This window comes from Paenibacillus sp. MMO-58 (assembly GCF_037146255.1).
Lineage (GTDB): Bacteria > Bacillota > Bacilli > Paenibacillales > Paenibacillaceae > Pristimantibacillus.
The window spans coordinates 183,253-192,178 of record NZ_JBBCVY010000003.1 but is presented as its reverse complement, the minus strand read 5'-3'; the positions used below and the strand labels follow the sequence as shown (position 1 = coordinate 192,178).

Annotated in this window: 10 protein-coding genes and 1 riboswitch; all 10 genes read right to left on the bottom strand. The window is 51.0% G+C overall.

Annotated features, from left to right (window positions below):
- Positions 1-15 precede the first annotated feature (15 nt).
- Positions 16-1,407, bottom strand: a complete 1,392-nt coding sequence (locus WFJ73_RS11960; RefSeq protein ID WP_336773581.1) for an amino acid permease — start codon at positions 1,405-1,407, stop codon at positions 16-18.
- Positions 1,408-1,574: 167 nt separating this feature from the next.
- Positions 1,575-1,766, bottom strand: a riboswitch (Lysine riboswitch).
- Between the two features lie 215 nt (positions 1,767-1,981).
- Positions 1,982-2,146 carry a hypothetical protein gene (locus tag WFJ73_RS11955; protein ID WP_336773269.1) on the bottom strand — a complete coding sequence of 55 codons (165 nt, stop codon included), beginning with the start codon at positions 2,144-2,146 and terminating at the stop codon, positions 1,982-1,984.
- A gap of 8 nt (positions 2,147-2,154) precedes the next feature.
- Positions 2,155-2,448: a thiamine pyrophosphate-binding protein gene (locus WFJ73_RS11950; RefSeq protein WP_442955947.1), complete on the bottom strand. Its 294-nt coding sequence runs from the start codon at positions 2,446-2,448 to the stop codon at positions 2,155-2,157.
- Between the two features lie 104 nt (positions 2,449-2,552).
- A complete protein-coding gene (locus WFJ73_RS11945) occupies positions 2,553-3,320 on the bottom strand; it encodes a glycerophosphodiester phosphodiesterase (protein ID WP_336773268.1) in 768 nt (255 codons plus the stop codon).
- A 42-nt stretch (positions 3,321-3,362) separates the two neighbouring features.
- Entirely contained in the window at positions 3,363-4,358 is a 996-nt protein-coding gene (locus WFJ73_RS11940; RefSeq protein WP_336773267.1) for a CehA/McbA family metallohydrolase, read from the bottom strand.
- Positions 4,359-4,362: 4 nt separating this feature from the next.
- Positions 4,363-4,827, bottom strand: coding sequence for a hypothetical protein (locus tag WFJ73_RS11935; protein ID WP_336773266.1), 465 nt, complete (start codon positions 4,825-4,827; stop codon positions 4,363-4,365).
- The gene (locus tag WFJ73_RS11930) at positions 4,827-5,669 is read right to left on the bottom strand and encodes an ABC transporter permease (protein ID WP_336773580.1); all 843 of its coding nucleotides are present in this window, start codon (positions 5,667-5,669) and stop codon (positions 4,827-4,829) included. The genes WFJ73_RS11935 and WFJ73_RS11930 overlap by 1 nt, the downstream gene beginning before the upstream one ends.
- A complete protein-coding gene (locus WFJ73_RS11925; RefSeq protein WP_336773265.1) occupies positions 5,669-6,859 on the bottom strand; it encodes an extracellular solute-binding protein in 1,191 nt (396 codons plus the stop codon). The genes WFJ73_RS11930 and WFJ73_RS11925 overlap by 1 nt, the downstream gene beginning before the upstream one ends.
- Before the next feature lie 54 nt (positions 6,860-6,913).
- Positions 6,914-7,939, bottom strand: coding sequence for an ABC transporter ATP-binding protein (locus tag WFJ73_RS11920; RefSeq protein ID WP_336773579.1), 1,026 nt, complete (start codon positions 7,937-7,939; stop codon positions 6,914-6,916).
- 128 nt (positions 7,940-8,067) lie between these two features.
- On the bottom strand, positions 8,068-8,892 hold the full coding sequence (locus WFJ73_RS11915; protein ID WP_336773264.1) for an ABC transporter permease: 825 nt from the start codon (positions 8,890-8,892) through the stop codon (positions 8,068-8,070).
- Between the last annotated feature and the right edge of the window lie 34 nt (positions 8,893-8,926).

The window sequence follows — 8,926 nt, the reverse complement described above, 5'->3', positions numbered from 1 at the left end:
CTGCTTTTTCTTTTGTTATTCCGCTGTAGGATCGACATTACATTCTTCAAGCTTTAACACTTTGGTTTTGTACTTCCATTTGTATCCGAGCCAAATCGCAAGGAAGAACGGAATTCCGATATAAGAAGCAAGCATAAACGTCCAGTCTACCTTGCCGTCCGAAAAGGCGCTGAAGCTTTGACCGATAATCACGATCATGCACATGACGCCTGCCAGAATCGGACCAAACGGATACCAGAGAGAACGATACGGCAGATCTTCAACTTTACGGCCTTGCGCCACATAAGCTTTGCGGAACCGGTAATGGCTGATGGCGATGCCAAGCCATGCGATAAAGCCCGACATACCGGATGCGTTAAGCAGCCAGATATATACTTGTCCGTCGCCGAAGAAGGAGGCCAGGAAGGCCAGCATGCCAATCGCTGCCGTAGCAAGCAAGGCATAAACCGGGATGCCGCGTTTGTTCAGCCTCGCGAAGATTTTCGGAGCTTTGCCTTCTTTCGCGAGTACCCATAACATACGGGTCGAAGCATACATGCCCGAGTTGCCTGCCGACAATACCGAACTTAGAATGACCGCGTTCATGACGGAAGCGGCGATGCTGAGGCCTGCTTTTTCAAAAATAATAGTGAAAGGACTAGCCGCTACGCTGTCATCCGCAAGCGTGTCTGTCGAGTATGGAATCAACATGCCTACAATAAAGATCGCCAGGATGTAGAACAACAGAATTCTCCAGAATACGCTGCGGATTGCGCGCGGAACGTTCTCGCGGGGATTCTCGGATTCCCCTGCCGCAATACCTACAAGCTCCGTTCCTTGGAACGAGAATCCTGCAGCCATACAGATCCCCAGAACCGCAAGCCATCCTCCCGAGATCGGGGCATCGCCGGCCGTAAAGTTGCTGAAGCCAACCGCGTCGCCTTTCCAGATCCCAACGATCATTAATAAGCCGATACCTATAAATACAATGACGGTAACGATCTTAATCATGGCGAACCAGTATTCGGATTCCCCATAGCCTTTGACGGACAACAGGTTAAGACCAACCATTAAAGCCAGGAACAGCGCACTCCATAAGAAGGAAGGACTGTTCGGAAGCCAGAATTTGATAATCAAGGTTGCGGCGGACAGCTCTGCCGCAATCGTAATGGCCCAGTTATACCAGTAGTTCCAGCCAAGCGCAAAGCCAAGGGATGGATCTACGAATCTTGTTGCATACGTACTGAAAGTACCGGATACCGGCATGTAGGTCGCCATTTCGCCAAGGCTAGTGACAAGGAAGTATACCATAATGCCAATTATGAAATAACCAAGCAATGCGCCGCCCGGACCGGCGTCATGAATCGCTCCTCCGCTCGCCAGAAACAACCCCGTCCCGATAGACCCTCCTAGGGAAATCATCGCCATATGCCTGGACTTCAGGCCTCTGCGTAATTTGTTCTCTTCTTTCACGAACTCGTACTCCCCTTATCTACGTTTCCAATAATGTCCCATAAATAGCAGCCTAATAAACGCAAAAAAGCCGCCCTTCTTCACAAAACAAGAAAGACCGCTTCATCTTCCTCACTTCCAACTATCAAGATAGCACAACATATTGCCGTTGATTACAAGCAATATGACAGTTCCGTTCCTGTTCGGAGACGGCCCCAGCCTGCCACGGTCAGTATACCGGACGGCTTCGGCGATGCTGCCTTTCAATCGGGATCGGCGGTCTTACTGGACCTCCCCCTGATCTACTGATCAACTACGCGACCTCTACCTCATCGAATTGGATGAGGATTTACTATTTAATTTGACTGACATTGTCTTATATTAATGACCTCCGTCCGAGAAATCAATGGATAAACGAACCAATTTCCGATTTTGAACAAAATCTTAAGGGATACGCGGGATGAGTCGGCAGGCAGTTTACAAAATTTCACTTTGATAATCAAACCAATGAAAAACGACAGCCATTTAGTTGGCTGCCGCTGGCTTCCCACTAACCTTTAAGAAGTTTTCCGTTAAACAGAATATTCAACGTGCGAACAAAGAGCACTAGCAATACGATACTCAGTAAAGCCAGAACGATTACGGCAATCGCGGTTAACGGCCATGAATCCGTATATAGCGCGTATTTTATAGCCGCATTGCTAAGCGCCGCCATCGGGAAGCTTACCCCCCACCAAGAAGCGATGCGATATAAAACGCCTCATGAATGATCCGGGGCAATTCCGCGATATCCCGAACCAAATAACTGTGCTTCGTAATCGGCATCGTTATTCCGACAATATCCGCTTCCTGAAACGCATCCGTACCGAGCAAAGACGAAGAGACATTTCCTGTAATCACAACTAATGGAACCGAATCCATATTGGCTGTAGCAATTCCTGTCACCAGATTTGTAGCCCCCGGGACCCGATGTCGCAAAACAGACGCCAACTTTGCATAACCGTCCGCAGCATGTATGGCGCCCCAATATCGTCGTTTCTATCGTAATGATAGATAGAATTAATCGTTCGTTTCCTTTCGAATATAAAAAAACCGCCCTGAACAAGGGCGGTTCGGTAGGACTACGTTAGACCGAAGGCTGCTGATGCTGAAAATACCTTCTTCACCTGCATTAACAATGAAACATTACGGGTCGTGATGGAATGAACTCCCCACTCCGCGTATTGGCGCATGAGCGCTTCATCCTCAACCGTCCACGCGTATACGGGCAGACCTTGCCCTGCGGCATACTCCACTAACTCTTGCCGCAGAATTCCGTGATAAATATTTATTCCCATGCAAGAGGCTTCCCTGGCGTCCGCACAGGTTTGCAGCATCGCTTCCCGGTATGGCATCGTCTTGAATAACTCGACGTTGACGTTTAGCAGCTTGCTCATTTCCGGCTGCAGTCGCTCCGCGAGCAGCGCACGTTCCAGTTCAAGGCCCGAGAAGAAAGCTTGCTGCGTTAAGGCGAATTTGCGGACCAGGGCCGCGGCAGGCTCAATCGCCGCATCTACCTTCAAGTCCAGGTTTATGATAGTGCCGGAAGCTTTTACGAGAGGCAAAATATCCTCCAGCTTAAGCAGCTGCGGCACTTTATCTTTCTCAAGCTCGGCATGCGATGCGGCTAGCTCCGCATACGTCATTTGAGCTATATTCCCATGAAACCGTTCAACGGTAAGCCATTCATCGTCATGTGCCAGCACGGGAATCCCGTCCCTGGTCACCCGGATATCCTCTTCCACCACGTCTGCGCCGAGAGCAAGCCCCACTTGAACCGATTGAAGCGTGTGCGCTTCCGTGTTCATGCTGCCCGCGTGAGCCGTAATCAGCGGAAAGCTTCGCGTCATTCTTGTCACACTCCTAACTACCGTGTTTAGTTCATCATAAGCTTATTCGCATTCCGCGTAAATCGCATTCGTAAAAGCAATCATCGTACGCACACCGCGTACGTTTCCTTTAAGCTCTGCCCGAACCCACTTTAATCCTTTGGCGGTAATCTCGAAGCGATATTGTTCCTGCTCCGAGCTCGCCTGCTGCTCGCCTATAACGCCGAGGTTGCTCATCAGCGTGATCGAATATCGGGCTTCGGGAAATGCCCATTGGCCTGCTCTAACCTGAAAATCAATTTCCGCAACAGCCTCGTAGCTATGGCTTCGTTCCTGCGCAGGCACGCAATCGCCGATCGCGTAAATCATATTTCCGGAACGCAGCTCCAGCATCACTAACGGCCCCATTGTCACCGAGGCTCTCCCTGTGGCAAGCGCACGAACGGCTTGTTCCGTTACGCTGCCTTCGCTTTCGTCGAGCTGCAAATACGTAACCGATAAAGGATCATCCGTCTGTTCCTGCGCATGCCAATCCCGTCCCGATGTTGCCGCAATTCGGAAGCCATCGTTCAACCGCTCAGTCCATAGACGAAATGCCCGGGTATTGTCCGTCTTAATCGAAGGAAACGTACCCGACCACACCTCGATATAATCCAGCTGGTTCCAGTCCCGAATCTCAAATTCCCAGAAGCAGCCCGTGCACATCGGATTACCGATGCGATAAGGATGCGCCATGCCGGCAATCCCGCCAAACGCATGAACCTGTTCGATCCCCTCGTGAATATCGCCCGGACCCGCGGGACGCCAGTCCACGAATTCAGTCAGGCCGATCGTCACCATATGCCCGTAAAACGTCGTCCATTCCATGCCTGAAATAATGGTCAAGCCCGTCTCCTGCTCGACGCTCTCTCTGTTGCTCAAACCCGTCATCGTATTATGGTCGGTCAGCGCCACGCAATCAAAGCCAAGGGCCTTGGCTCCTTGCGCAAGCTCCAGCAGAGACTGCTTGCCGTCGCTATGATTCGTATGACTGTGCAGCTCGCATGCCATCCAGCGCATTCTATTAAGCCTCCTCATGGTGAATTCGCAGGCGGTATCGGCAATTGTCCGTTACAATCTCGTGAAGACTTAACGTAACTCGCCACAGCCCTTCGCTTAATTCGCCGCTGACGAACCCCGGAGACGCCTCCTCGCTTCCGATGAATAGAAGCTGCTCCGGATCGTGCCGATGACCGGCTCCGCGGTGCCGCTTGGGGTCGTCGACCGAAACGGTAATCAGATTTTTAAGCGGAAGAAAAGATTCCCACTTTTCCAGTAATCGAGCGCGCTGCGCCTGCTCTGTATACTTGTTGATGCCGGCCTCGATTAACGGATGAGCCTGCTCGCGGTCCTCGAGATTTTTTGGTCCGTAAGCGTAGTCGATCCAAAGCTTGCCTCCCTGACGATCCAGATGAAAGCTGTAGGCAATATGCGTCTTGGAGCATACCGGAGTCACCTGGCCCTCCGCTTCCAGAACAAGACGTTTCATTAAGAACGCGCCCCCTCTTCCTTAATCATGCTGCGAATGTAGAAGTAGCCCATGAACGAGCATAGCAGGAAGGTGAAGAACGCAAGTGCGGAAGCCTGCTCTTTCTCCTGAAACACGCCGAATATTTGCTCCATCGATACGCCAAGCATTTGCGGTGCGTTAGGTCCAAGCAGGAACGGCGCGGTGAATGAACCAATTACGCCCATAAAGACGAAGGTGACCGCAACAAGCAGCGTTTTGTACGTAAGCGGCACGATAAACCGGGTAAAGATACGGAGTCTCCCCGCACCTACGTCCTTCGCGCTTTCCATTACCGAATCCGGAATACCAGCCAAGGCAGAGCCAAGCAGCATGGTCGTGAACGGAATGTTGAACCACAGATTAGCGATAATAATGCCTTTCATATCGAAAATAATGCGCGGAATTCCGCTGCCGCCAAACAGCAGCACCCACCGGGCTACCCAGCCGTGGTTGCCTAACAGCTGAATCAAGCCGTACGTCGCAATGACGGAAGGAATAAACATCGGAATCATGTACATATTCCGGATCCAAGCTACCAATTTGCCTTTGTTAAAGCGCATGTAAGCCGCCAGCGCGTAACTAACGATAAGCACGATAACGACCGATATAACCGTCACTTCAAGCGAAAATACGATATTGGAGCGCATGAGCTTGTCGGTGAACAAGAACTTGTAATTCGACAGGTCCATGCCGCCCTCTTTGTTGGTCAGACTTTCTTTAAACGAAACCGCGATGGGGATGACGACCGTGAGGAACAGCAGCAGAAAAGAGGGGATGACCAGAAGCAATCCCAGTATCCCCATTTTCACTTGTTTGCTCATCATTGCGCCGCTACGTCGCTTTGCCAGCGTTTGTTGATTTCATTGCCCAAGTCGCCGATGTTGAAGGTGCGGAAGCCTTCAGCCACGCCTTTAAAGGAATCCTGAATGTCCTGCGGCATGTTCGACAGCTCGATGCCGGGGAAGCCGTGCATTTTGGTCACAACAACCGCTTGCGCTTCCGGCGACAAGACGAAGTTCAGAAACTCGTTAACCGCGTCTTTCTTATCGGACAGCTTCGGTACCATCAAGTAGGTCGGACCGCCGTTGAAGCCCGGGGTAATTTGCGCGATTTTCGTCGTAGCCGGCAGCTGGCCGTTACCGATTTGTTCAAGAGCCATGTCCGACCATGCCGGGATCATGTCTACTTCGCCGCTGATGAGCAGATCCAGCGTGCCTTGGTTTTTCTTCGGATAAATACCTTTGCCGTACACGTATTTGCCTAGTTCTTTCAGCGTATCGAATCCTTTGTCCCATTCCTTCTCAATGCTCGCATCAGAGTTATGAATCGCATCTTCTGGAAGCTTATCGTATAACGTAGTTGTCACAAACGAGCTGCCTGCGCCGCCTGTGGAAGGATCGTTGTAAGCGAAGCGTTCCGGATTCGCTTTAATCCAAGCGAACAGCTCGTCCAGCGTCTTCGGAGGCGTCGGCACCTTCTCGCTGTTGTAAGCAAGCACCACGGCAGACGAACGATACGGGATGGCCAGGTTGGATACGTCCTTCATCGTATTCGCGTCAACGGAAGCAAGGTTGCCGATTTTAGCAGGATCAAGCGTTTCCCACAAATCGTCCTTTTGTCCTTGGGTTACGTTACTCAGCCCGTCCTCGTACAAATCGATACCGCCGGAGCCTTTACCCGCCTGCTTCGCCGCGAGAATACGATCGTATGTCGGCTGCGCGCCGGTGCCTGATGGAATATACACCTCTTTAACCTTGATGTTCGGATGGTCCTTTTCGAACATCGGTATAATCGTATCCCATAGATTCTTTACGTTCTCGGAGCCTGTGAAGTAGAAGCTGAATTCGACTTGCTGAGCAGACGGATCCGCTGAGGCCGTATTCGTCGCTCCGGCGTTTGTTGCGCCAGCGTTCGCGGCATCCGATTTATTCGAGTTCCCGCAACCCGCGAGAAGAGCTGCGGTAACGGTTGTTACAGTAAGTAAAGTAAGGGTCGATTTTTTGCTTAACATGCTAATTTGCCTCCTTGGCATTGGAATTTTGTTTTCGTTCGAGATTCGGTTTGCTTAAACTTCCGGATACGTAATGACTTTTTTGAAGCTGACAGAAATCGGGTCGCCTGAATTCAGCTCCTTGACGGCATCCCGCGGCTGAAATGCCCGGATAACGCCATACTCCGGTAATTGGATCGATACTTCGGCATAATGGCCTAGAACCATAATCTGTTTGACGACGCCTGGCAAACCCTCTTGGTCTTGACTCGACAGCATGACATCTTCTGGCCGGATTGCCAGCCATACTCCGCCGGACAACGATTTCGAATGGGGATACCTCAACTTCCCTACCAATACGTGACCTTCCGAAACCACCCCTTTCAAAAAGTTCATTTTGCCGATAAATTGGGCGACATACAGTGTGTTCGGTTGATCGTAAATCTCTTGCGGCGATGCGATTTGCTCAATATTGCCGTGATTCATAACGACAATCCGGTCGGAGATCGACAGCGCTTCTTCCTGGTCATGCGTGACGAATACCATCGTTAGTCCGGTCTCCGCCTGAATCTCCCGCAGCTCCTCCCGCATCTCATGCCGCAGCTTGGCGTCAAGCGCCGAGAACGGCTCATCGAGCAATAGAACGGCGGGTTTCAAGAGCAGTGAGCGGGCTAGCGCAATACGCTGCTGTTGGCCGCCCGAAAGCTGGCCGGGGAATTTATTCTCGGCATCCGGCAAACGTACGAGCTTTAACACTTCCGTAACTTGTTTGCGGATATCGGCTTTTTTCACCTTGCGTATTTTAAGACCAAATGCCAGGTTATCGAACACTGTCATATGCGGCCATAGATTGTAGCCTTGGAACACCATTGAGGTCGGACGTTTCTCCGGCGGCGATTTGAGCACGCTCACCCCTTCGATGAGAATATCGCCGGAGTCCGGTTCGAGAAATCCGCCGATGCTGCGCAGCACCGTCGTTTTGCCGCAGCCGGAAGGACCAAGCAGCGTAACGAGTTCACCCTTATGCACATCAAGCGAGATCGAAGTGACACCTTCGCCGGTGCGGTAACGTTTCGAAAGCTGTTGCACGGATAGCTGGATTTCCCGACTGTCCCGAACCTGGATTTCTTGCTTGCCCTGATGAACTTGAATGCCTTGATTTTCTTGAACACCTTGAATACCTTGAACCATACCCAAATGGCCTCCTTTGTCTTGCGATAGTTGTCCCGTTACTTCAACGTAAACCCGCTGGACATGACATCCGCGCTAACGAAACGTTTGGCAGCGAGCAGAAGAATAATCGTTGGTGCCGTCAAAATGATGGAAAACACAGCGCCAGCAAAAGCAGGATAATCGCTGATGATCGAATACATGACGATCGGCATCGTTTTGTAATTCGGGATGCCAACCAGGAACGTGCCCTGCGCTTCGTCAAGCGAGTTAAGGAAAGTGAAGATGGAAGCGACGATGATGCCTGGCAGTGCCATCGGCAAGGTGATTTTAAGAAATACGCGGAACGGACCCGCTCCCACGTCTCTAGCCGATTCCTCCTGTGCTTGATGCACATTCCGGAAGGCGGCCGTCGGAATCCAAGTCATAAACATAAGCACGTTGATCATATGGATCAAGACAACGCCAAGCAGCGTATTCATGAGTCCAAGCTTGTAGAAGAGCACCGCGATCGAGACATACAGCCCCATCTTAGGGAAGGCATGGGTCAGCAGAAACGAGAACAGGAAGAATCGGCTGAACGGGAACCGTATGCGGGCGAACGCATAGGCTGCCGGGATGCACAGTACAATAGACAGCCCTGTTACAATCGCCGCGATCATGAAGGACAAGCCGATCGACTGAGGGATATCCTCCTGTTTGAAGACGAAGGCCCACCATTTCATGGACCACTCCGTCGGTAAAACGTCCGGATAGTTCCATTTTCCGGTGAAAGCTAGAATAGCCAAGTTCAGCAGTGGTCCTAAAAAGAAGATGACAAAGATGACAAGCACGATAAATTCAATGATTTTCCTTGTTCCAATTGCTTTTAAATACCAGCGCATGAAGGGTTATCGCTCCTTTCGATATGGAAATATA